At 32.2% G+C, this 22,683-nt stretch carries 22 protein-coding genes, 1 other RNA gene and 1 pseudogene; 12 read left to right on the top strand and 12 right to left on the bottom strand.

All coding sequences use genetic code 11. From position 1 onward, the window contains the following. On the bottom strand, window positions 1-1,921 hold a 1,921-nt coding region (locus tag BMW63_RS10345), incomplete at its 3' end, for a vWA domain-containing protein (protein ID WP_139174227.1). A 45-nt stretch (window positions 1,922-1,966) separates the two neighbouring features. Then, window positions 1,967-2,488, bottom strand: a complete 522-nt coding sequence (locus BMW63_RS10340; RefSeq protein ID WP_074723386.1) for a hypothetical protein — start codon at window positions 2,486-2,488, stop codon at window positions 1,967-1,969. Between the two features lie 1,195 nt (window positions 2,489-3,683). Between BMW63_RS10340 and BMW63_RS10335 the strand changes: the two genes are divergently transcribed. The 4 genes and pseudogenes from BMW63_RS10335 (at window position 3,684) to BMW63_RS18670 (ending at window position 7,813) form a co-directional block, all read left to right on the top strand. Further along, window positions 3,684-4,169, top strand: a complete 486-nt coding sequence (locus tag BMW63_RS10335) for a SixA phosphatase family protein (protein WP_074723385.1) — start codon at window positions 3,684-3,686, stop codon at window positions 4,167-4,169. A gap of 5 nt (window positions 4,170-4,174) precedes the next feature. Then, a complete protein-coding gene (ppk1, locus tag BMW63_RS10330; RefSeq protein WP_074723384.1) occupies window positions 4,175-6,244 on the top strand; it encodes a polyphosphate kinase 1 in 2,070 nt (689 codons plus the stop codon). Window positions 6,245-6,307: 63 nt separating this feature from the next. Next, window positions 6,308-7,198, top strand: coding sequence for a Ppx/GppA phosphatase family protein (locus BMW63_RS10325; protein ID WP_074723383.1), 891 nt, complete (start codon window positions 6,308-6,310; stop codon window positions 7,196-7,198). A gap of 111 nt (window positions 7,199-7,309) precedes the next feature. Continuing rightward, window positions 7,310-7,813, top strand: a pseudogene (locus BMW63_RS18670) (TMEM175 family protein). Window positions 7,814-7,886: 73 nt separating this feature from the next. Here BMW63_RS18670 and BMW63_RS18435 read toward each other — a convergent pair. The 5 genes from BMW63_RS18435 to BMW63_RS10290 all read right to left on the bottom strand — a co-directional run bounded on the left by BMW63_RS18435 (window position 7,887) and on the right by BMW63_RS10290 (window position 10,969). Continuing rightward, entirely contained in the window at window positions 7,887-8,450 is a 564-nt protein-coding gene (locus BMW63_RS18435) for a DNA polymerase III subunit gamma/tau (RefSeq protein WP_245744931.1), read from the bottom strand. A gap of 77 nt (window positions 8,451-8,527) precedes the next feature. Further along, window positions 8,528-9,613 (bottom strand): DNA polymerase III subunit gamma/tau, encoded by a 1,086-nt coding sequence (dnaX, locus tag BMW63_RS10310; protein WP_074723382.1) that lies wholly within the window; start codon window positions 9,611-9,613, stop codon window positions 8,528-8,530. Window positions 9,614-9,910: 297 nt separating this feature from the next. Beyond that, window positions 9,911-10,207 carry a hypothetical protein gene (locus BMW63_RS10300; protein WP_074723380.1) on the bottom strand — a complete coding sequence of 99 codons (297 nt, stop codon included), beginning with the start codon at window positions 10,205-10,207 and terminating at the stop codon, window positions 9,911-9,913. Window positions 10,208-10,287: 80 nt separating this feature from the next. Further along, window positions 10,288-10,587, bottom strand: a complete 300-nt coding sequence (locus BMW63_RS10295) for an SH3 domain-containing protein (protein ID WP_074723379.1) — start codon at window positions 10,585-10,587, stop codon at window positions 10,288-10,290. A 70-nt stretch (window positions 10,588-10,657) separates the two neighbouring features. Continuing rightward, on the bottom strand, window positions 10,658-10,969 hold the full coding sequence (locus tag BMW63_RS10290) for a hypothetical protein (protein ID WP_074723378.1): 312 nt from the start codon (window positions 10,967-10,969) through the stop codon (window positions 10,658-10,660). A gap of 118 nt (window positions 10,970-11,087) precedes the next feature. Here BMW63_RS10290 and rnpB point away from each other — a divergent pair. Next, an RNA gene (gene rnpB / locus BMW63_RS10285) (RNase P RNA component class A) lies at window positions 11,088-11,411 on the top strand. Window positions 11,412-11,542: 131 nt separating this feature from the next. Beyond that, window positions 11,543-12,475 carry a ketopantoate reductase family protein gene (locus BMW63_RS10280; RefSeq protein ID WP_074723377.1) on the top strand — a complete coding sequence of 311 codons (933 nt, stop codon included), beginning with the start codon at window positions 11,543-11,545 and terminating at the stop codon, window positions 12,473-12,475. 109 nt (window positions 12,476-12,584) lie between these two features. Here the strand turns inward: BMW63_RS10280 and BMW63_RS10275 are convergent, their stop codons facing one another. Together BMW63_RS10275 and BMW63_RS10270 are read right to left on the bottom strand one after the other, a co-directional pair. Continuing rightward, window positions 12,585-13,175 carry an RsmD family RNA methyltransferase gene (locus BMW63_RS10275; protein ID WP_074723376.1) on the bottom strand — a complete coding sequence of 197 codons (591 nt, stop codon included), beginning with the start codon at window positions 13,173-13,175 and terminating at the stop codon, window positions 12,585-12,587. Then, window positions 13,172-13,993: a DUF3822 family protein gene (locus BMW63_RS10270; protein WP_074723375.1), complete on the bottom strand. Its 822-nt coding sequence runs from the start codon at window positions 13,991-13,993 to the stop codon at window positions 13,172-13,174. The genes BMW63_RS10275 and BMW63_RS10270 overlap by 4 nt, the downstream gene beginning before the upstream one ends. A gap of 235 nt (window positions 13,994-14,228) precedes the next feature. On the opposite strand from BMW63_RS10270, the gene BMW63_RS10265 reads away from it, so the two are divergent. From BMW63_RS10265 to kdsB, 4 genes are all read left to right on the top strand, one after another. Further along, window positions 14,229-15,650, top strand: a complete 1,422-nt coding sequence (locus BMW63_RS10265; protein ID WP_074723374.1) for an ATP-dependent DNA helicase — start codon at window positions 14,229-14,231, stop codon at window positions 15,648-15,650. Window positions 15,651-15,696: 46 nt separating this feature from the next. Continuing rightward, a complete protein-coding gene (locus BMW63_RS10260; RefSeq protein ID WP_074723373.1) occupies window positions 15,697-16,776 on the top strand; it encodes an acyltransferase family protein in 1,080 nt (359 codons plus the stop codon). Window positions 16,777-16,902: 126 nt separating this feature from the next. Beyond that, the gene (gene ygiD / locus BMW63_RS10255; protein WP_074723372.1) at window positions 16,903-17,733 is read left to right on the top strand and encodes a 4,5-DOPA-extradiol-dioxygenase; all 831 of its coding nucleotides are present in this window, start codon (window positions 16,903-16,905) and stop codon (window positions 17,731-17,733) included. Window positions 17,734-17,821: 88 nt separating this feature from the next. Continuing rightward, window positions 17,822-18,547: a 3-deoxy-manno-octulosonate cytidylyltransferase gene (kdsB, locus tag BMW63_RS10250; protein WP_074723371.1), complete on the top strand. Its 726-nt coding sequence runs from the start codon at window positions 17,822-17,824 to the stop codon at window positions 18,545-18,547. Window positions 18,548-18,551: 4 nt separating this feature from the next. Here kdsB and BMW63_RS17905 read toward each other — a convergent pair whose 3' ends face one another. Both BMW63_RS17905 and BMW63_RS10240 read right to left on the bottom strand, forming a co-directional pair. After that, on the bottom strand, window positions 18,552-19,259 hold the full coding sequence (locus BMW63_RS17905; protein ID WP_083380431.1) for a potassium channel family protein: 708 nt from the start codon (window positions 19,257-19,259) through the stop codon (window positions 18,552-18,554). An 83-nt stretch (window positions 19,260-19,342) separates the two neighbouring features. Beyond that, on the bottom strand, window positions 19,343-20,008 hold the full coding sequence (locus tag BMW63_RS10240; protein ID WP_074723370.1) for a spermidine synthase: 666 nt from the start codon (window positions 20,006-20,008) through the stop codon (window positions 19,343-19,345). A 62-nt stretch (window positions 20,009-20,070) separates the two neighbouring features. Here BMW63_RS10240 and BMW63_RS10235 point away from each other — a divergent pair, with 62 nt between their 5' ends. Next, complete coding sequence (locus BMW63_RS10235; RefSeq protein WP_074723369.1) at window positions 20,071-20,622, top strand: 1-acyl-sn-glycerol-3-phosphate acyltransferase; 552 nt, start codon at window positions 20,071-20,073, stop codon at window positions 20,620-20,622. A 65-nt stretch (window positions 20,623-20,687) separates the two neighbouring features. Here BMW63_RS10235 and BMW63_RS10230 read toward each other — a convergent pair whose 3' ends face one another. Continuing rightward, the gene (locus tag BMW63_RS10230; RefSeq protein WP_074723368.1) at window positions 20,688-21,164 is read right to left on the bottom strand and encodes a helix-turn-helix transcriptional regulator; all 477 of its coding nucleotides are present in this window, start codon (window positions 21,162-21,164) and stop codon (window positions 20,688-20,690) included. A gap of 311 nt (window positions 21,165-21,475) precedes the next feature. On the opposite strand from BMW63_RS10230, the gene BMW63_RS10225 reads away from it, so the two are divergent. Beyond that, window positions 21,476-22,630 carry a M14 family metallopeptidase gene (locus BMW63_RS10225; protein ID WP_074723367.1) on the top strand — a complete coding sequence of 385 codons (1,155 nt, stop codon included), beginning with the start codon at window positions 21,476-21,478 and terminating at the stop codon, window positions 22,628-22,630. Window positions 22,631-22,683 lie beyond the last annotated feature (53 nt).

The raw sequence follows: 22,683 nt of genomic DNA, 5'->3' as shown, positions 1-22,683 counted from the left end.
CTGATTTTACGATAAAACATCCAGTAGCCACTTCACTTCGGATATAATAGGTTCCAGTTGTTGCAACAGCCGCTGGTGTTGTTAGATCTGATGCTCCACCTGCATTGGCTAAAGCCAAAGTAGTATAATATTTAGTTGTTGTTCCAGTATTTGTAGTTTGAACGGTATTGGTGGTAATATCTACTGTTGAAGGAGAACATACTGCAGCTGGGTTTACCACTGTTAATGTTGGCAATGGGTTTACCGTCACTTCTACTGATTTTACGATAAAACATCCAGTAGTCACTTCACTTCGGATATAATAGGTTCCAGTTGTTGCAACAGCCGCTGGTGTTGTTAGATCTGATGCTCCACCTGCATTGGCTAAAGCCAAAGTAGTATAATATTTAGTTGTTGTTCCAGTATTTGTAGTTTGAACAGTATTGCTGGTAATATCTACTGTTGAAGGAGAACATACTGCAGCGGGGTTTACCACTGTTAAGATAGGTAAAGCATTTACGGTTACTGTTACCGGTTCTGAGCTTAACTCACATTTAGGGCTACCAGCACTATTCTTAATTTTTACTGTGTAATTACCACTAGAAGTAGCAATAAGAGTTGGACTATTTTGTGCCGGCGATATTATAGTACCATTTTTGTACCAAGAATAAATAGGAGAAATAGTATTAGTAATTGCAGTTAATGTGGTTGTCTCACATGCGGTTAAAGTGCCAGTTATAATAGGTTTACAAGTTATGAAATATTCTGGAGTAATAACGGACTGCCCAGTAACAGTGCTACAATTAGAGTTAATATATTTAAATGCTGTTGCACTAACTGTTTGAGGACCACAAACAGTTCCATCGGGTGTTAGTTTATAAGTTAAAGTAATTGGAGTAACAGTTAGTAAATCAGTTTTCCAAGTGATAGCTCCGGGCCCAATAGTAGGAGGTATGGAAGGAGAAACGTATCCGCTGGAAGAAATCACGTTGCTAATTGAGTAACCACTAGGTATGGTTTCTGTAACTATAAGGTCTTTTGCTACCCAGTTCAATTGATTGGCAATTTGAATATAAATACCTGATAAGTCAGCGGAAGATTGAGTTTCAAAATAATAGGGGGTACCAGTCGTAGTACTAATTTTTTGTAGTGTAAATCGAGCCACATTTTCATCATTTCCGGATATTCCTCCAAAAAGACCGATTGAGAATATTTGATTATTATAAGTTACGGAAGGGCTTCCTTTTGGTGTAGTCTTCGCATCCGTTGCAGCTTGAATAGCTGCTGTTATGCAGGTTGTTGTAGCTGGAAAAGTTGGGGTATTACAAGATTGGGTACCAGCAGAACCTGTTGGGCCAGTTCTATTAGTAACACCATCAGATAATAAAACGATACTTCTAGAAGTGCTGCAATCAAATACTCCATAGTCTGTAAGCTCTTTATCAGCTAGTACAATGCCATCTTGATTATTTGTCCATCCACCAGCATTTAAATTAGTTATTGCGGTTTTCAAAGCGGCTTTATCACTATAATTGGTTAATGTTTTCTTTAGCGACGCTTTATCACTGAATGAGACCAAACCAACTCTGTTTTTTCCAGTTGGATTGAGTCCATTTACAGAGATAGGATCAGCTAAAATTTTATCAACGAAAGCTATGGCAGCATCCTGAGCACGGCTTAAAGAAGTGGGATAACCTGAATTAGATCCCATACTGCCAGACACATCGATGACTAACATTACTTCAACAGGCCCCTTTATAGGATTAACACCTGTGAAATCTACCTCAACATCAATGACACCGCAAGATGAGCTTGTGACGCTTTTTGTTGTAGCTATAGATTGACCTACCATATATGAAGATACAATAAGGAACGCTAATACAAAATGTATCTTTTTTATTCCTGATATCTGATTCGTGATTAAGTGTAAAATTTTTTCCATTTTAAATAGTTTTTGGGTGAACTGCCTAATTCCATTCTATTTTAGTTATCCTTCATTTGGATTAATTACTTGTGTATGAACTACGGTAGTTACTTTGTAGTTAGGACAATTGGATGATTCTGCAATTATTTGTGTACAACACCACTTGTCAAAATCGGTACCAATAGGAACACTCACTTTTACTAAAAAATTAACTGATTGACCCGAACTTATTATTATTTGAGAAATGGGTTGTTGATTAATATCAAAAAAAGATGTTTCAAGGTTTACATTACTTGAAGTATTTGTTCCATCATTATTAGAACAAGTGCTATTGACATTAAAAGTGTTTAGAGAAAAGTTTTCCGAAAATGAGGAATTATTTGTGAGAATCATCACGTAATAAGATCCAGCTGTAGAAGATGAGCTTTGAATATTTCTATCCTTTTCAACTTTTAAAGTAGCGTTACAGGAATTACTTTGACTATAAGAATAAGTAAACCCTAGTAAAAAAAGGCTCAATAGCGCTATTTTAATAATTGAAATTTTTGTAGTTTTATTCGTTGTTTGAGTAGAATTAGTTTCCATACATTATGATTTAGGGTTATTATTCTGGACTGATTATATATTAATTGAATATTATTTTTTTCCGTATTATTGAAAATTATTCTAAGCGAAATATTGAAACTATTTTAAGGATATTCTTTCTTTTTTTGGGAAGAAAGTATTGGTTAGTAGGTAACCTTTTGCTTGATGAGCTATAAATATGTAATAAAAAATATTGGTATTCTAAATCTAAAAAATCATGTTTTTCATATTGGGTATGAAAAATTAAAAAGCTAGTAGCAAATCTTCTTTTAAATCGTTTAAAATAATTCCTAATTTATTGATTCCGATATCGAAATCAGCCTTTATTCAATATTTTAATGGAAGAAAAAATTCTTTTTTTGGGTTAAAGAAATTTTCAGTTGTAGGTAAACTTTCCAATTAACATTATATTTATTCCAATAAATTTTTAAATAGTGTCAATATGTTGATAAATAAATTACCTTGTTACGATACTAAATTTATTTTTTTTTGATAATTTTCAGGAATGAAACTCACTCTTTTTGGGTTAAAAGATTATTTCATCGTAGGCGATTTTTTCCTGTTTTTAATAATTGTAAGAACTATTTTCTAATTACTTATATCCAAAATTAAGAATAATTAATAGTTTCCAATTTATTTATCTTTGAATAGCCTAAATACTCGTTAAATCACATTTTTTGATAAGATTTCATGTAAACTAAGGTATTGCTTTTTTAAAAATTACTAAAAACAGATCGTTTATATGTTAAAATTTTAACAATATAAAAGGTATTGGTACTCGTTTGTTTACTGTTTCAATAGTACTTTATAAATTTTAATTTTTTAAATATATAAACTATCAGTAGTCATTTTAGTACTTGAAATAATAAATAATATTCGTTAACGCTTGTTATTTCGATATTTGTCAATCAATAAATTTAGATCTAGAATTGTAAAAAAATTAATGGGTAAAATTTAATAATAATTTTTGAAGTTAATTCTTGCTAAATATAAATACATCTATAAGATAAATATTTAGTAAGCAAAATGCTAATAAAAAAAACATTATTTAAATGTAAATAGCTATTGTTTAGCAAGTTAAAAAATAAAGATGATTGTAATTTTTATTTCAGATAAAAAGATGTTTAACTAATATTAATCGTATCTTTCTGTTTGATTTAAATCTTATTTGAAGATTATAATAAAATTCTAAAATATGAAAAATTTGATATTAATACGACATGCTAAATCCAATTGGGATGCTCCTCTACGAGATAGTGATAGACCATTAGATCAACGAGGGGTGAAAGATGCGCATTTAGTGTCATTAAATCTCTTCGATTATTTACCTAAGACTTATGTGATATGGAGTAGTATTGCAAAAAGAGCAATAGATACGGCTACAATTTTTGCACAAAACATTTTATATCCGTTAGAGTGTATTATATATAAAGAAGAGCTTTATACATTTGATGAAAAACAATTAGAAGAAATTATAAAAACAAGTGATAATAGTTTAGAAAGTATCATTCTTTTTGGACATAATGCTGCCATTACAAATTTTGTTAATAAATTTGGAAATACTTTTATTAGTAACGTACCTACAGCTGGATTTATATCTTTACAATTCGATACCGATTACTGGGCGGAAATTGAAAAAGGGATAACCCAAAAAATAATTGTTCCAAAAGATTTAAAATAGAAATAGTGTTAAAACAAAGATATATAGATAGAGAGAAAAGTTGGTTAGCTTTTAATGCCAGAGTACTTCAAGAAGCAGCAGATGAATCAGTACCACTTTTAGATAGATTACGTTTTTTAGGAATTTTTTCAAATAATTTAGATGAGTTTTTTAGAGTTCGTTTTGCAGCAATACGAAGATTAAGTCTTTCTGGTAAGTCCGGAGAGAAAATTCTGGGAGGTATTTCGGCGCAAAAGCTAGTAAAAGATATTACAGAGATTGTAATAGAAGATCAAACAGAAAGCCTTATAATTCTAAAAAAAATTGAAGCAGAACTTGAAAGCGAAAATATTTTTATTATTAATGAGAATGAAATTTCAGTAGAGCAAGAAATATATTTGAAAGATTTTTTCATACAAAAATTGAGCCCTGAATTAGTCACTATTATATTAAATGATTTGTCTGAATTTCCATTATTGAGAGATAATATGGGGTATTTAGCAATCAAATTAGTAATGAAAAAAAACTCAGAAGTTCGATACGCCATTATCGAAATTCCGAAGACAATGAATCGATTTGTTGTTTTACCTTCAGCCGATGAAAAACAATATATAATCCTTATTGATGATGTAATCAGACATAATTTAAAAAGTATTTTTAATATTTTTGATTATGAAAGTGTTTCTGCACATATGATAAAAATCAGCCGCGATGCTCAATTAGACATTGACAGTGATTTGAGCAAGAGCATGCTGGAGAAAATTTCGACAAGTGTAAAAGACAGAAGAATAGGCGAGCCTGTTCGTTTTATATACGATCAATTAATTGAAAAAGACACATTGAATTTCTTCTTGGATAAGATGAACATTGATTCTACAGACAGTATAATACCAGGTGGTAGATATCATAATAGAAGAGATTATATGGATTTTCCAAGTTTAGGTAGATTCGATTTATTATATGCAAAAAATGATCCTTTACCCATTCCTGGATTAAGTCTGGAAGGAAGTATATTGCAAAAAATTAGTGAAAAAGATTATTTATTGAATGCGCCGTATCAGTCTTTTTCTTATCTCACTAAATTTCTTCGTGAAGCAGCTTTGGACCCTAAGGTCACGACAATTAAAATAACTTTGTACCGATTAGCTAAGAATTCGCAAATTATAAGTTCCCTAATCAATGCGGCTAAGAATGGTAAAAAAGTAACAGTTCAGATTGAATTGCAAGCTCGATTTGATGAAGCATCAAATATATCGTATGCAGAACAAATGCAAACGGAGGGAATTGAACTTATTTTTGGCGTAAAAGGACTAAAGGTGCACAGTAAAATATGTGTTATTGAAAGAATTGAAAGTGGTAAAGTAAAAAGATACGGCTTTATATCAACAGGAAATTTTAATGAAGCTACGGCAAAGGTATATACGGATGTCACGCTGTTTACGAGCCATCAACAGATTCTGAAAGACATTAATAAAATATTTGATTTCTTTAATATTAATTATAGGTTGTACCGCTATAAACATCTAATTGTTTCGCCACATTACACTCGTATTCGATTCTATAAATTAATTGATCGAGAGATTCTGCATGCATTAGCGGGACGAAAAACATACATAAAACTTAAAATGAATAGTTTGTCTGACTTTGGGATGATTGATAAATTGTATGAAGCCAGTAATGCAGGGGTAAAAATACAGCTTGAAGTAAGAGGCATTTGTTCATTGATTCCTGGTGTTAAAGGAATGAGTGCCAATATAGAAGCGATTAGCATTGTTGATAATTACCTGGAACATTCCAGAATATATATCTTTGGAAATGCCGGACAAACAGAGGTTTTTATTTCTTCGGCAGATTTTATGACTCGCAATCTTGATGGACGGGTAGAAGTAACATGCCCAATATATGATCAGGGAATTAAAAAAGAATTGATTGACAATTTTGATTTAGGTTGGAAAGGAAATGTAAAAGCACGTGTTCATTCTGCTTTATTGGATAATAAGTATCGTGAAAGAAATAGTGACCCTGTATTTAGAGCTCAAATAGAAACCTATGAATACTATCAAAAGAAAGTCGAATTATTGGCTGAAACTTTTTAAAAACATCAATTTTATTTTTTTGCGTTTTTCGACAAAGAAGTAAATTAAAAATCATAATCAAGAATGATTACTATAAAAAAATACGCAGCAATCGATATTGGATCTAATGCCATGCGCTTATTGATTGTGAATATTGTGGAGCAAGAGGGTAAAGAACCTCAGTTTAATAAGAGTTCTTTGGTTCGTGTGCCTATTCGTTTAGGACAGGATGCTTTTACTGTAGGCGAAATATCCGAAGAAAATATTGATAGAATGTGCGACGCCATGACAGCATTCAATCTCTTGATGAAAGTACATAAAGTGCAGTCGTATAAGGCATTTGCAACATCAGCAATGAGGGAAGCATACAATGGTAAGGAAGTTGCAGATCTTATCAGGGAAAAAGCAACTATTAATATAGAAATCATTGATGGAAAAAAAGAAGCAGCAATTATTGCTTCAACAGACTTGCACCACTTGTTAAAAACAGATCAAACGTATCTTTTTGTGGATGTTGGTGGTGGTAGTACTGAATTTACACTTTTTTCGAATAGCAAAATCGTAACTTCTAGGTCGTTTAAAGCTGGAACCGTTCGATTGTTAAATGATATGGTTTGTGATGTAGTATGGGACGAAATTGAAAAATGGATTAAAACAATAACTGTCGATTATGAAGAAGTAACCCTTATAGGTTCTGGAGGTAATATTAATAAATTATTTAAAATGTCGGGTAAAATGCAAGAAAAACCTTTGTCATATATTTACATGACTTCACAATATTCTTTCTTGAATTCATTGACTTATGAACAAAGAATTTCCGAATTAGGGTTAAACCCAGACCGTGCCGATGTTATTATTCCCGCTACTAGAATCTATCTCAATGCAATGAAATGGAGTGGAGCAAGACAAATTTATGTTCCTAAAATTGGATTATCGGATGGAATTGTAAAGGCCATGTATTTTGGTAAAATATAAAAGAAATTGGGCGGTTCAAATTTTAAGTTAAATAACTGATTTTTAAATATTTGCTTTTTTATTGAGATTGTCTTTGCCTAAAAATACCCAATAGAAAAATATCGATTGGAGATGTTTAGCGACGGAGTGCTCGCAATCATAATTACCATTATGGTATTGGAAATTGATGGTCAAGTTGGAAATGCGTTTAATGATTTGACATCTCTTTTTCCAGCTTTTTTTAGTTACGTATTGAGCTTTACCTATGTGGGAATTTATTGAAAAAACCATTACTATTTAATGCAAAGTATTTCTAAAATTAATGAGCAAATACTTTGGGCTAATTTACATTTCTTATTTTGGCTGTCGTTAATTCCCATTTCTACAAAGTGGATGGGAGTCCATTATTTTGCCAAAGAAACACTTACTTTTTATGGAATAATATTATTTTTATGTTCAATATCTTTTTGGCTGCTGCAGAATGCTATTATAGCAAATGAGGGCAAAGAATCACGGATTGCAATAGCGGTAGCGAAAGACACTAAAGGCAAGCTTAGCTTTATATTATATTTTGTCGCAATTTTCTGTTCTTTTTATAGCGAATTGATTTCCGTAGTTATTATGTTTCGGTACTAATGATTTGGTTAGTAGGGGATAAAAAAATAGAAAAAAAATAAATTCGGACAAGTGTTAAAAATTGATTTTGATTTTATCCGTTTAAGTCCAATCCAAATGTGATTCTTAACAGTTCAATACTAGGGTTTATTTCATGTAATCTATTGTAGCGGTCTTGATCATTGAAATTCTTTTTGTTTTCAAAACTTTCATTTACAATAACTTCGATTGTAATATCATGATTGTATAAATGTCCTTTTAAATGTCCCAAAAGTCCATTTAACTCTTTTTCAAAATCTAATTTCGAACCTTCATTAGGCAGTTCAAGCGTAATGTCAGATCCATTCAAAACGGGATCATTGATGAGTAACAAGGATTCCATAATCTTAAATCCTTTATCACCTAATCGCTTGGCATATTTAGTCCATTGTACTAACATCTCCGTTTCTGAAAAAGCTTCAGTAGGCAAATCAACCACTTCTTTTACATACGCTTTATTGCTTTCTTCCAACGCTCTTTTAGCACGAATACTGGATAATGAAAAAGCTGAAACCTTAGGTTCATTTGATGTGGTATCCGTTTTAACGGAAGGAACAGAAATGCTAATTTCAGGTTTTTTTTCTACTACAATTTCTTTTGGTTCTGAGACTGCTTGCAATGGAGCAAGCGCATTCTCTGTAGCTTTTGTTTGATCTGCTATAGAGTAATCTCTTTTTCTAAAATAAGTAGGCGGAATTATAAAGGACTCAACTTTTTTTTTTCTCCATCATAAGTGATAGAGGCGAGTTGCATCAGGCAAAGTTCAACCAGTAATCGCTGGTTTTGACTCAGTTTGTATTTTAAATCACAATCATTTGCAATAGCGATTCCTTTCAACAAAAAATCTTGGCTACATTTCTGAGCTTGTAACCCGTACATTTTTTGAGCTTGTTCACCAACTTCTAATAAAGATAAAGTAGAAGGCGTTTTGCTTACTAGTAAATCTCTAAAATGAGAGGCTAATCCAGATACAAAATGATGCGCATCAAATCCCTTAGAAAGAATGTCGTTAAAAGCCATCAGTAACTCAGGAATTTTATTTTCAAGAATTAAATCTGTAACCGTGATATAGGTCTCATAATCGAGTACATTCAAGTTCTCGGTAACGGCCTGACGTGTCAAGTTAGTTCCGCAATAAGAAACAACTCGGTCAAATATCGACAAAGCATCACGCATGGCACCATCTGCTTTTTGTGCAATAATGTGTAAGGCATCATCTTCAAAAATGATTCCTTGACTAGTTGCCACTTCCGCAAGATGTTCTTTAGCGTCTTTTACCGTGATTCTTTTGAAGTCAAAGATTTGACAACGCGATAATATGGTTGGAATAATCTTATGTTTTTCGGTCGTTGCCAATATGAAAATGGCGTGCTTTGGCGGTTCTTCCAGTGTTTTCAGAAAAGCATTAAAAGCCGCTGAAGATAACATGTGCACCTCATCAATAATATAAACTTTATATTTTCCAGTTTGTGGCGGAATGCGAACCTGATCAATCAAGTTCCTTATATCATCAACTGAATTGTTAGACGCAGCATCTAATTCGAATACATTAAAAGCAAAATCTTCAGTAGGGTCATCGTAGCCCGGTTGATTAATTTTTCTAGCTAAAATGCGAGCACAGGTCGTTTTTCCAACTCCTCTAGGTCCCGTAAATAATAGGGCAGAGGCTAGATGATTGCTTTCTATGGCATTCAGCAAAGTATTAGTAATGGCTTTTTGTCCTACTACATCATTAAATGTTTGAGGACGATACTTACGAGCCGATACAATAAATTGTTCCATAGAATTTTTATTCGAAAGCAAATATAGTCATTGCCATTATATTATGAAAATGATAATTTGTTTAATTCTAAAATTATTGGAATTAGAAAATTGAACTCCTGTTTTTACAATACAAAAAGACTTAAAAAAAAGTATAGATTTAAGTCTTTTAGCAGTTTTTTTACGGTTCTCTTTTGTCAATTTAAAAGCTTGAATTTTAAATTCATAACTTCTAATTTCAGATGATTTTATCTCACAAGTCAAAAATTTACTGGAGCTTTGTTTTAAAAATTTTATAGGCCAAAATCAAGAAGACTATTATTTTCTTCCTTCAATAGTAAGTTTAATTAGTACTTGTGCCGCATCACTAACTGAATTTGCGGCAAAACCAGTGACAAAAACACCGTTTTCACCAGATTTTGTAGTTATGCCGTAAACTATCGCTTCGTCATCTGGGTTTGTATTTCCTTCGTAGCGGTAGATGTGCACAATTTGATAATTGTTGGGATTTTTTACAATATCGTCTTCATGAAGATTAAAATCATATGTAAATCCTTTTTCCTTTAATTCTTCTAAGGCTTTTGAAACAGTGGCATAATGATAAATATTTTCCATGGTATTTTTTAATTCATTTTTAAATTTATAATTGCAAAAAATATAAAATAACTTTATTGTCAAATTAGAGAGTCTAATTTTTATTTTATCCTGTTTTTTATACTAATATTTATCAGTGCTTGAGCCGCATCACTAATTGAATTTGCAGCAAATCCCGCAACAAAGACTCCTTTTTTTCCAGAGGTTGATTGTATGCCATAAACTACAGCTTCATCCCCAGGATCTGTATTTCCTTCATATCGGTAGACATGTTTAATCTCATATTTCTGTGGGTTTTTTACAATATCTTCTTCGTGAAGGTTAAAGTCATAGGTAAACCCATTTTCATTTAACTCATCTAAGGCTTTCGAAACAGTGGCATAATGATACATTTGAGTCATAATTTTTATTTTTATATAGTACTAGGAGATTTTATTTCGAACCAATTTTTACTAAATTAAAGAAATTAGACTATGTTCTACATTGATTGTCACTATTTTCAATACATAACTTAGCTAATACAATTACAGCTTCATTGTTTGTTTTGGCCGAAAAGCCAGCGACAAAAACCCCTTTTTTGCCAGCAGAAGAGGTAATGCCATATACTATAGCTGAATCGCCTGGATCAGAATCTCCTTCATATCTGTAAACATGTTTTACTTGATGTTCAGCAGGTTTCTCAATAATGTCTTCCTGATTGATGTTATAATCGTAAGTAAATCCTAGTTCATATAATTCATCAAGGGCTTCAGAGACGGTTGAATAGTGATATATAGGTTTCATAGATAGTGTTTTAAATTACATTTAAAGATAAGTAATTTAAAATTAAGACTTTGTAAAATAGCTGTTAAAGTAAAATTTAATGTTTGACTTCGAGTTAAAATTGTTGTAATTTCGCCCCACAGACCGCCTTATCGTCGTCTCGTCTTTTGGGACGAGAGGGAGGAAAGTCCGGACACCTTAGAGAAGCATAGCGGGTAACCCCCGTCGGTTTTGTCTGAAAAGGCGAGATTAGGACAAGTGCAACAGAAAGTATGTACAGGTAATGCTGTAGTGAAACCAGGTAAACTCTATGCGGTGAAATATCAAGTATATCAGCATTTAAGGGCTTCTCGTCCGTTGTTGAAGGGTAGATAGCTTGAGTCATACAGTAATGTATGATCTAGATAAATGATAAGGGTCTCGATTTATCGGGATACAGAATCCGGCTTATAGGTCTGTTTTTTTTATTCAACAATTAATAAAAAGGGATTGTGAAATCTAAAAGGGAACCATTAAGAAATTAAGTCTCATTAAGTCAATAGGCTTAATTTTCTAAATTTCTTAATGGTTTCATTTTTATTGTAAACTGTAGATATGCTAACAAGAATTGGAATTTTAGGAATGGGTGGAGTAGGTGGTTATTTTGGCGGACTTTTGGCGAAAGCCTATGCCGAATCAGATCAATTCGAAATTGTATTTATCGCTCGCGGTGAAACCCAAAAAGCAATTGCAGCTTCAGGATTAAAGATCATCACTGATGATCAGGAAATTATTGCCTTTCCAAGTATTGTTTCTAATGATCCGCTAACAATAGGAAAACTCGATTATCTAATTTGTGCGACAAAAACGTATGATATAGAAGAAAGTCTTCTTTCGTTAGAAAAATGCATCACTAAAAATACAATTTTTTTACCTTTATATAATGGTGTTGACGCCACAGAAAGAATAAGCACCCTTTATCCTGATAATGAAGTTTTACAGGGCTGCGTATATATCGTTTCGATGATTGAATCCCCAGGAGTCATTAAAAAAATGGGACCTTATGAAAAATTGTATTTTGGATCTGATACCGCACCAATAGGAAGGTTAAAAGCACTACAAACTATTTTTAAGAATGCGTCAGTAGAAAGCTACCTCGTTGATAACATAGAGGAAACGGTTTGGGAGAAATTTATTTTCATTTCTGCTTTGGCTTCAGCTACTTCCTACTTAAATCAAAATATAGGCGAAATCATAAATAGTGATTCTAGCAGAGCAGTATATGTTGAACTCCTCAATGAGATTACGATGCTAGCCGCGGTAAAAGGATTGAATTTACCTAATGATATTGTTATGCAAACGATTCATAAATTAGAGAAAACACCAAAAGACGCAACTTCTTCGATGCATCGCGACGTATTGGCCGGTAGAAAATTTGAATTGGCTTCTTTGACTGAATTTGTTGTTAATGAAGGACTGAAATATGAAATGGATTTACCAACTTATAAAATGGTTTTGGATAAATTAGCAGAGGTTTCCAATAACTAATTAATGCTATTTATTCTCTTATTTATCATACTGAAGTATTAAGAATTTAATCCAAATTATAAAAGCCTTCGCGAAGCGAAGGCTTTTGTATTATATAAGTACACATAGATTATTCTTCTTCGCTGCCTTCAAACAGATCAGCATCTGATTCTTCGTCACCAGAACTCAATTCGAAAAAACTAAAAATAGAACCACCGTAACTTTTCTTGAAAGAAAAATTATCCATATGGTCTAACTTCGTGTATTTAGAATGCTCGATTATCATCATTCCGTCATCATTAAGCGTATTTTTTTCGAAAATCAATAAGACAATTTTTTCAAAAATCTTTTGATCTAATGCGTAAGGTGGATCAGCAAAAATAATGTCGAAACTAGCATTGTTTCTTTCTAAAAATTTAAAAACATCACTTTTAGTTGCCGCGATATTAAAATCATATTCGGCAGCCACTTGTTTAATGAATTTTACACAACCAAAATCGCCATCTACTGATGTAATTGGCGCGCTACCTCTGGAGGCAAATTCATAACTTATATTTCCGGTTCCTGCGAACAAGTCCAATATTTTTAAACCATCAAAATTAAAATGGTTATTGATTACATTGAATAATGCTTCTTTAGACATATCGGTAGTGGGGCGAACAGGCAAGCCTTTTGGGGGAGAAATGCGTCTTCCCTTGTATTTTCCTGAAATGATTCTCATGAGTTGAAAAGTATAAAATGATTTCTGTTTTCGGCCTCAGAAAAATAATTGTTCCATCGTAAATCGTCGACGTCAATAAGTGAAACGTTACGAATGTATTTATAAGCTATTTTAAAAAAATCACTTTCGGTGTCTATATTTCCTATCAATTCTAACGGAAAATTTTCGGGATTTAAACTCAATTGCTCTGCGGTAAACAAAACATAGTAAATGAAATCTTCGGGAGTTTGATAATCAAAAGAATTGAATAATAACAGCTTCTGATTTTGGATCACAATAATCTCAAAGTGTCCTTGACTGAAATGCGCCGTCATTTTCTTGTCATCAATATTTTTGGATGCATCCAAAAGCTTCGTCACTAAAATACTATTTGCATGCTTATAATCGAAAGTGCCAAATTGATCTATGAAAAAGTTGTTCATATTTACATAAGGAATGTAAACAGAATTGATTTGGTAATTACTGATTTCGTCGTATGCAAAAAAATCAGTATCAAAAACCTTGGTATTGTATTGCAAATAACTCCCCAGGAAATTTTCGTCAAAAAGTGGAGCGGGAACAAATGTAGACAGATTGTTATTGTGTATAATCAAGACATCATCATAGGTTTCGCTCAATTCAGGATGATCCCTAAAGGCATTCGAAAATAAATCTTCAATTTTAATTCCTTTGTGAAAAGAATCAAAATGGACTTCGTTAAAGGAAGTAATTGTATTATTGAGTGTGTCAAAACAGCAAAAAGACAATCCCGCCAAGGAAACTTGGATGGAGAGTTTTTTATATTTCTTTTCGGTAATATTTGTGTTTTGTGTAGACATAATCTGATTTATAATCCATTCTGTTTGTAGAAAACGGAACGAGTTAAATGCGATGACAAACTTACAAATTAAAATAACAATAGCAATGCCAATGGCAGTGACAAAAAGTAATGAGAATATCAAAATCCCATAGAAATTAAAAAAAGAGATAAATGAAACTAATATCTAAATTGAAATTGAAATTTTCATTGGTTTTTGATATTGAAACCCTTACTTTGCAGTTAAAATATGTCAGATGAACTCCTCCTTGTTTTATAGTCTTTTACGAAATAAATTCCCTTTTGCTCCCACGTACAAACAGGATATTTTTTTTCAAAAGATTGCTATTTTTTTAACTGAAACGGATAACGACACGATTTTTGTCCTTAAAGGTTATGCAGGAACGGGTAAAACGACGGTAATTTCGACGATTGTAAATAACCTTTTGGACATAAATAAAAAATATGTTTTGCTTGCGCCAACAGGTCGTGCCGCAAAAGTAATCGCCAGTTATTCGAACAAACCAGCTTTTACGATTCATAAAAAAATCTATTTTCCAAAAAAGTCTTCTGGTGGGGGAGTTTCTTTCACCTTGCAACAAAACAAACATAAAAACACCATATTTATCGTTGATGAAGCCTCGATGATTTCGGACACCAACTCGGATTCTAAATTGTACGAAAACGGTTCTTTGCTCGATGATTTGATTTCATATGTGTATTCAGGAACAAATTGCAAGATGATTTTATTGGGAGATACAGCTCAATTGCCTCCGGTGAATTTAGATATTAGTCCAGCATTGGATACCCATACATTGAGTTTGAATTATAATAAGGAAGTCGAATATATCGAACTTGACGAAGTGATGCGTCAAGAAGAAGATTCTGGAATATTGTATAATGCAACGGAACTTCGGGAATTATTGAAAGATTCCTTCATCACTGAATTCCAATTTAATGTTCGAAAATTTAAAGACATTGTTCGCCTGACTGATGGCTATGATATTCAGGATGCGATCAACTCAGCCTACAGTAATTATAGTATTGAAGACACCGCTTTTATTGTTCGTTCGAATAAAAGAGCCAATCAATATAATGAGCAAATTAGAACCAAAATTCTCGATAAAGAAAGCGAATTGTCCTCAGGCGATTTCCTGATGGTAGTTAAGAACAATTATTTTTGGTTGAAAGATTCAGATGAAGCTGGTTTTATTGCCAATGGGGATATTATTGAAGTATTAGAGATTTTCAATATTAAGGAACTGTACGGTTTTAAGTTTGCCAATGTAAAAATTAGAATGGTCGATTATCCAGATCAAAAGCCTTTTGAAACGGTTCTATTATTAGACACTATAAAAAGTGAATCACCGTCCTTGACTTACGAAGAATCAAACAGATTATATCAGGAAGTTTTGAAAGACTATGAAGGGGAGACCAAGTACAAGCAATTTCAAAAAGTAAAAGCCAACGAATATTTTAATGGCTTGCAAGTAAAATTCTCTTATGCGATTACCTGTCATAAATCGCAAGGAGGGCAGTGGAATACTGTTTTTATTGAACAACCTTATTTGCCAAACGGAATTGATAGAGATTACATCCGATGGTTGTATACAGCTATGACAAGAGCAAAAAATAAATTATATTTGATCGGTTTTAAAGACGAGAGTTTTGTGGAATAATTTCGTTCTTTTCGCCGTTATAACCGAATCTAATTTTTAAAAATAAATGATTAAACCGCTTACTTCGTTACGCTTCCTTTTTGCTTTTATGATATTTGTACATCATATGACTTTTTTGGCAAAAAGTAAATCATCGACTTTGCGGTGGATTCATGAATCTATTTTGAAAGAAGGATACATAGGAGTTAGTTTCTTTTTTATTTTAAGTGGTTTTATTCTTGCTTATAATTACCGCGATTCGATGTTAAATCAAAAAATATCAAAATCTAATTTTTATATCGCCAGAATTGCCCGAATCTACCCGCTTCATCTATTAACCTTACTAATTGCTGTACCCATAACGATTCAAAATGTAAATTTTGAACTTTCACTTTGGTTCAAACAGTTGTTTTTTAATTCTACATTGACCCAAAGTTTTGTTCCAATAAAGAAAATATACTTTTCTTTTAACTCTCCGTCATGGAGTATATCTAATGAGCTTTTTTTCTATTTACTTTTCCCCTTTTTAATCCTTTTAATTTCGAAACTCAAAATTCTTAAATACAGTAAAGGCTTATTAATTCCATTTTTACTTTTACTGCCAATATTGATGTTAGTAATCCCTCCAATCTATTATAAAAATCTATTCTATGTTAATCCATTTTTTAGGATTTTTGATTTTGTCGTTGGAATACTTCTTTTCGAATTATATTTAAAAATAAAAAATACAGAGAAGGTCATTAATTATAATGTCTTGGAATTTAGTTCCATACTATTATTAGTTGTTTTTTTTATTTTTCATAGCCAGCTTCCATTAGTGGTTCGATATTCCATTTACTATTGGTTACCGATGAGTTTTTTAATACTGGTTTTTGCATTCCAAAAAGGCGTAGTATCAAGATTATTATCTACTAACACTTTGATTTTACTAGGCGAAATAAGTTTTGGTTTTTATATGTTTCATCAACTAGTTTTGAAATATTTCTTAATGTTAAATAAATCGCTCCTTCATATTACAAATGAATATTTAATTATTTCCATCATTTTAATCGTTTCGCTCATAATAAGTTATATTAGTTTAATCTGGTTTGAAAATCCAGTAAATAGATATTTAAAAAGAATTTTGATTCCAAAACCCAAGAATTAGATATTTAGCTGAATTATTTTGAGGATTAAAATTGGATTCCATTAAGATTGAGTATTCCTGCCTTTATACTCTTTAAAGGATTAAAATTTATTGGGTATAAAAAATGCTCGTTAAAAATTTAGATTTATGAATACATTAAACGACTTACATAAAATTTCTGGTTCTTTTTCCAATACCAAAAAAATGCCTGTGTTGTTCTTAGGACATGGTAGTCCTATGAATGCTATTGAGGAGAATCAGTTTGTGGCCGGTTTTCGGAACTTGGCCAAAACCTTACCGCAACCCAATGCTGTTTTGTGTATTTCGGCACATTGGTTTACCAAAGGCACCAAAGTCACTGCCATGGAGATGCCTCGAACGATTCATGATTTTGGAGGTTTTCCACAAGCCTTGTTTGACGTGCAATACCCCGCCCAAGGTAGTCCTGATTTAGCTCTTGAAACTAAAGAATTATTATTGCATACGGAAGTAGAGCTTGACCAAGAATGGGGACTCGATCATGGAGCTTGGAGTGTTATTAAACATTTGTACCCGGAAGCTAATGTTCCCGTAATTCAGTTGAGTATTGATTATAGTAAGCCAGCACAATACCATTTTGAGTTAGCACAGAAACTAAGTGGCCTGCGCCAAAAAGGGATTCTTATAATAGGTAGTGGAAATATTGTCCATAATTTACGATTAGTCGATTTCCATAAAATGGACAAAGACAATTACGGTTTCGACTGGGCGATAGAAGCCAGAGAAAAAACAAACCATTATTTATTAGATGGCAACTTCCAAGCCTTGATTGATTTTGAAAAACAAGGTAAAGCTATACAATTAGCAATTCCTACACCTGAACATTATTTACCTTTGATTTATACTTTAGGATTAAAAGTAAAAAACGATGACTTGAGTTTATTCAATGATAAATTATTAGGTGGTTCATTGAGTATGACTTCGGTGACGATTATGTAAAAAAAATAATATATTTGAGAACTAAAAGCAATCCCTGATTTAAAAAACAAAATCAAAAGTTGTGCCCTTGTGGCAAAAACACATAACTATGAAAATAATAGCCGTCATTCCCGCCCGTTACGCCTCTACACGATTTCCTGCTAAATTGATGCAAGACCTTGGAGGAAAAACTGTGATTTTAAGAACCTATGAAGCAGCAGTAAGCACACAATTGTTTGATGATGTTTTTGTAGTGACGGATTCTGATTTAATTTTTTTAGAAATTGTTTCTAACGGAGGAAAAGCCATTATGAGCATCAAAGAGCATGAATCGGGGAGTGATCGAATTGCAGAAGCAGTTGCGAATCTAGATGTGGAAATTGTGGTTAATGTACAAGGGGACGAACCTTTTATTGATACGGAACCTTTAATGAAATTGATTGAAATCTTCAGAAAAGATGCTGCCGGCCAGGTCGATTTGGCTTCGCTAATGCGCGAAATTAAGGATGAGGAAGTCATCAATAATCCCAATAACGTGAAAGTAGTAACAGATCAAAACGGTTTTGCATTGTATTTTTCGCGTTCGGTAATTCCTTATCCTAGAGAAAAGAACGTAGGGGTTCGTTACATGCAGCACATCGGGATTTATGCCTTCAGGAAGCAAGCCTTGTTGGATTTTTATAGTTTGCCTATGAAATCATTGGAAGCATCCGAAAAACTAGAGCAACTACGTTACTTAGAATTTGGAAAACGCATCAAAATGGTTGAAACTACACATGTAGGGATTGGAATCGATACTCCCGAAGATTTAGAAAAAGCAAGACTGATGCTGTAAACTGTTAGTTACTGTCTTGGTCAAAATAGCCTTTTGATTTTATTTTGGTAGAGAAAAAATTCAAGAATAAAACCACAAACATCAGCACAATCGTAGATTGTACACTTACTAAAAATTTCCCCAAAGGGTCTATGGGATAAAAATCACCATACCCAATTGTGGATGAAGTTACCGTACTAAAATAAACAGCATCAAACCAATGCGTAAAGGGTTTGTTGAAATTATTAGTGAAGGAATACAAAGCTGCAAAACCGAATACCATTTCTATATAATTAAAGAAAAGCAATAGCATCGATCTTTTATAAGAACGCGGTTTTGAAAATAGATCAGAGGCAAAAATTAATGTGGGAATGTATAATATCGTTTCTAGCATAACATAAACCATTATACCAAGAATGAAAGGATGGTTTTGCCAATGATTCATGAGAATCAATAATGGCAAACTCACTTTTAGCAAAACATAGAAATCTACTGCTAGGTCTTCATATTCTGCTCCTTTTTTTGAAACTAAATATTTAATATAAATTCCTGGAAAAAATAACTGCGAAGTCGAAAGGAATAAACGAACAATTTTTTCTATTCCGTTATCATCCTGATGGTCGTTATTCCAAATTGCTTTTATATTCTGAATTCTCTTTTGAACAGGATTAAACTCTGGCTTTGCCATTTTGGTAACATTACCTAAAAGTAGTTTGCGAAAGACTTTTTTCATTAAATTTAGTTTTGCTATTCCTATCGAAAGTACGAAATATATGTTTTATTTATCAAAAGGAAAAAATGGAGCATTAATTTATTTTAGACTTTTTTTTCGATAACAATTAACTCATTATGAACTTCAATTCTGGGTATCGATTTTATACTGTAATTAGTGGTGCAAAAATCTGAGATGTATTTTTTATTTCTAAGGTTGTGTTCCTTATTTAGAAGCATCGTATTGAAGAGTACAAATCCTTTGCTTTTTAATAGATAGCAAATGCGATTGATAAAATAAGTTTCATATAAAAAATTAGGCATTGTAGTATCCTGGAAAACATCAATAATAATCAAATCGTATTTCTCTTTGGTTTTCAAAACAAATTCAAAAGCATCATCAATTACGATTTCTAGTTGTTGAATTTCATCCAGTTTAAAATAGTGATTGGCCACTTTGATAATTTCGGGATCAATTTCGACTCCAGTAATTTTTCCATCAAAATTAATTTCATCAACTAACGTTTTTACAACACTACCGCCAGCGACGCCAAGCACTAAAATGTGATTCATTTTATTTATTTTGTCGAAGCCAATGGTTTTTAGTCCTAATCTTAAAATACGTTGTAAACTGCCATAAGAATAATTAGTATTTTCTGAATCCAATACTAATTCACCATTTGCCCAAGTAATCTCAATGGATTTGCTTAAAGCAGATTTTACGGTGTGAATATTAATAGGAATAAGGTAACTAAGTACTTTTTTAAACATCAAAGACGGTTTTTATCAAAAATAAGTTTTAAATTATATATTTTGCAACAAATTAGAGAGTAATGAAGAAACAAATTTATAAATGGATCTTTTTCCGCCTTATGGGTTGGAAAATTGTAGGTACGATTGACCCAGTCATAAAAAAATGTGTGATGATGATTATGCCACATACCAGCGCTCATGATTTTTATCTAGGTATTTTTACTAGAGGTATAACAGGACTAGAAATGAATTTTGTGGGAAAAAAGGAATTGTTTGCTTTTCCTTTGGGTTGGTATTTCAAATACATGGGAGGAGAGCCGCTCGATCGATCTGGCGGAATGAATAAAGTAGATTCGATTGCAGCCATTTTTAGCAGAAGAGAAACTTTTCGTCTTGCCGTAGCTCCAGAAGGAACACGCAATAAAGTAGACCAACTTAAAACAGGATTTTACTATATCGCTTTAAAAGCAAATGTGCCCATAGTTCCAGTTGCATTTAATTTTGGAAAAAAAGAAGTTAATCTTGGAGCTCCGCTAATGCCAACAGGAAATATTGAAGAAGACCTGACTATTTTAAAAAAGCATTTTGAAGGAGTAGAAGGTAAAATTCCCGAAAAAGGATTTAAAGAATAATTCCAACTTAAAATTAGTCGCATTTAAAAAAGCCAATCCTCTTATTAAAAAAAGGGTTGGCTTTTTTAGTTTGGCTTAAAAACTTTGAAAGTACCATTTTTATAAAAGAACACAATTTTTTCCACTTCGCCCGAAATGGATTCGTTCACTGCATTTTTAATATTTTCACTTTTCGCAACGGCTCTATTTTTATCACCATCGTTTTTCTCATTTGAAAATAAGTTTTGAGGAGCAATAGATTCTAGAATTGGAGCAGGTGCATTTGGTTTGATTATTTCATCTAATTTCTTTTCCTGATTTTGAATTGGTTCGTCATTTTTTGGAAAACTGCCTTTCCCATTCAAAATCCAATACAAATCTACATCAGGAAAAACATCAAGAATTTTAAGAATAAAATCCAAGCTGGGTTTATTTCTGCCCGATAGAAGGTGAGACAAGCTGGAGCGTTGTACGCCAATTTTGTCAGCAAATGCCGAAGCATTTAAACTATAATAATCCAATATAATTTCGAGTCGTTTAATAAAATCCTCAGTGTTTACCATTGTAAATAGCTATTCAAATTAATGTATTTACAAATGTAACACATTCCAATAAGAATAGCAAAATCACAAGTGTAAATTGTATCCGACTCAGTATTTAAGCATCATTAAAGCATTAATATAGGTACGCTAACATACTGATAATTAAATATATGTTTCATCATAGTAAACAGAGTGACATTTGTCATTTAGCAACTCCATCGAATGCTTATATAACGGTATAATACTGTTTACATTTATAAAATCTACCAATTTCAATCTGTTTACAATTGTAAAAATAAAGATGTTTACTTTTGTAAATCAAATAATACACTATGGATTTAGAACAATTATTCAATGATAATAAAGAGCAGTCTATTGAAGGAAGGTATCTTCCTTTAGAATCAATAGAACCTTTATTAAACCGATTAAACACGAATAATCAACTATCAGTTACTGGGGAATCGGTGCTTAAAAAACCAATTTATAGCTATCAAATTGGCGAAGGGAAAACTAAAATATTGCTTTGGTCTCAAATGCACGGAAATGAAAGTACAACCACAAAAGCCTTGTTTGACTTTTTAAATGTGCTACATAATGGTTCGGTGCTTGCTGCGGAATTGTTAAATACGTTTACTTTTTGTTGTATTCCAATGTTGAATCCAGATGGTGCGCAGCGGTATACTCGTGTAAACGCAAATGAAGTTGATTTGAATAGGGATTCCCAAAACTTAACACAGCCGGAAAGCAGGGTGTTGAGAGATGTTTTTGATTCATTTCAACCTAATTATTGCTTTAATCTGCATGACCAGCGTACTATTTTTGGAGTAGAAAGTACTGGTAAGCCTGCTACAGTTTCTTTTTTGGCTCCTTCATTTAACGAAGAGCGCGAAATAAACGAATCTCGATTGAAGGCTATAAATCTTATTGCAGGTATTAATAAGGTCTTACAGCAGTATATACCGGGTCAGATAGGTCGATTTGATGATTCTTTTAATCTAAACTGTATTGGAGACACTTTTCAGGCACTTGGAGTACCTACTTTATTATTTGAGGCAGGACATTTTCAAGAGGATTATCAAAGAGAAAAAACAAGAAAGTACATTTTTATGGCATTAACTTCTAGTTTTGCGATACTTAGCGAAAACGATATAGTTGTTAACGGAATTAACAAATATTTGAATATTCCTCAAAATAAAGTCATTTTTTATGATTTTTTATATAAAAATGTCAAATTAAATTATGATGGTATTGAAAAAATTACGAATTTTGCCGCACAATACAAAGAGGAGTTAATAGAAAACGAACTGTTTTTTAATGCTTATTTTGTAGAGATTGGAGATTTAGAAGGATATTATGGTCATTTCGAGTATGATGCAAAAGAAGCAGAATATAAAGATAAAGACGGTAGTTTTCCGAAATTAAATCAAAAAGCCAATTTTTATTTAGAAAATAACGTTAAATTTGTTAATGGATTGATAAAAAAATAATTTTTTGCGTCAATTTATTGTTTTTATGTATATTTTTAAACTTTGTATTAGTC

Source organism: Flavobacterium frigoris, from assembly GCF_900111075.1.
In the GTDB taxonomy this organism is placed as follows: Bacteria; Bacteroidota; Bacteroidia; order Flavobacteriales; family Flavobacteriaceae; genus Flavobacterium; species Flavobacterium frigoris.
This window is presented reverse-complemented; position numbering and strand designations above follow the sequence as displayed.

Coding starts and splice junctions, on each gene's coding strand:
- BMW63_RS10340 (WP_074723386.1), bottom strand. CDS start 2,488: ATGGAAACTAATTCTACTCAAACAACGAATAAAACTACAAAAATTTCA.
- BMW63_RS10335 (WP_074723385.1), top strand. CDS start 3,684: ATGAAAAATTTGATATTAATACGACATGCTAAATCCAATTGGGATGCT.
- BMW63_RS10325 (WP_074723383.1), top strand. CDS start 6,308: ATGATTACTATAAAAAAATACGCAGCAATCGATATTGGATCTAATGCC.
- dnaX (WP_074723382.1), bottom strand. CDS start 9,613: ATGGAACAATTTATTGTATCGGCTCGTAAGTATCGTCCTCAAACATTT.
- BMW63_RS10300 (WP_074723380.1), bottom strand. CDS start 10,207: ATGGAAAATATTTATCATTATGCCACTGTTTCAAAAGCCTTAGAAGAA.
- BMW63_RS10295 (WP_074723379.1), bottom strand. CDS start 10,587: ATGACTCAAATGTATCATTATGCCACTGTTTCGAAAGCCTTAGATGAG.
- BMW63_RS10290 (WP_074723378.1), bottom strand. CDS start 10,969: ATGAAACCTATATATCACTATTCAACCGTCTCTGAAGCCCTTGATGAA.
- BMW63_RS10280 (WP_074723377.1), top strand. CDS start 11,543: ATGCTAACAAGAATTGGAATTTTAGGAATGGGTGGAGTAGGTGGTTAT.
- BMW63_RS10275 (WP_074723376.1), bottom strand. CDS start 13,175: ATGAGAATCATTTCAGGAAAATACAAGGGAAGACGCATTTCTCCCCCA.
- BMW63_RS10270 (WP_074723375.1), bottom strand. CDS start 13,993: ATGTCTACACAAAACACAAATATTACCGAAAAGAAATATAAAAAACTC.
- BMW63_RS10265 (WP_074723374.1), top strand. CDS start 14,229: ATGAACTCCTCCTTGTTTTATAGTCTTTTACGAAATAAATTCCCTTTT.
- BMW63_RS10260 (WP_074723373.1), top strand. CDS start 15,697: ATGATTAAACCGCTTACTTCGTTACGCTTCCTTTTTGCTTTTATGATA.
- ygiD (WP_074723372.1), top strand. CDS start 16,903: ATGAATACATTAAACGACTTACATAAAATTTCTGGTTCTTTTTCCAAT.
- kdsB (WP_074723371.1), top strand. CDS start 17,822: ATGAAAATAATAGCCGTCATTCCCGCCCGTTACGCCTCTACACGATTT.
- BMW63_RS17905 (WP_083380431.1), bottom strand. CDS start 19,259: ATGAAAAAAGTCTTTCGCAAACTACTTTTAGGTAATGTTACCAAAATG.
- BMW63_RS10240 (WP_074723370.1), bottom strand. CDS start 20,008: ATGTTTAAAAAAGTACTTAGTTACCTTATTCCTATTAATATTCACACC.
- BMW63_RS10235 (WP_074723369.1), top strand. CDS start 20,071: ATGAAGAAACAAATTTATAAATGGATCTTTTTCCGCCTTATGGGTTGG.
- BMW63_RS10230 (WP_074723368.1), bottom strand. CDS start 21,164: ATGGTAAACACTGAGGATTTTATTAAACGACTCGAAATTATATTGGAT.
- BMW63_RS10225 (WP_074723367.1), top strand. CDS start 21,476: ATGGATTTAGAACAATTATTCAATGATAATAAAGAGCAGTCTATTGAA.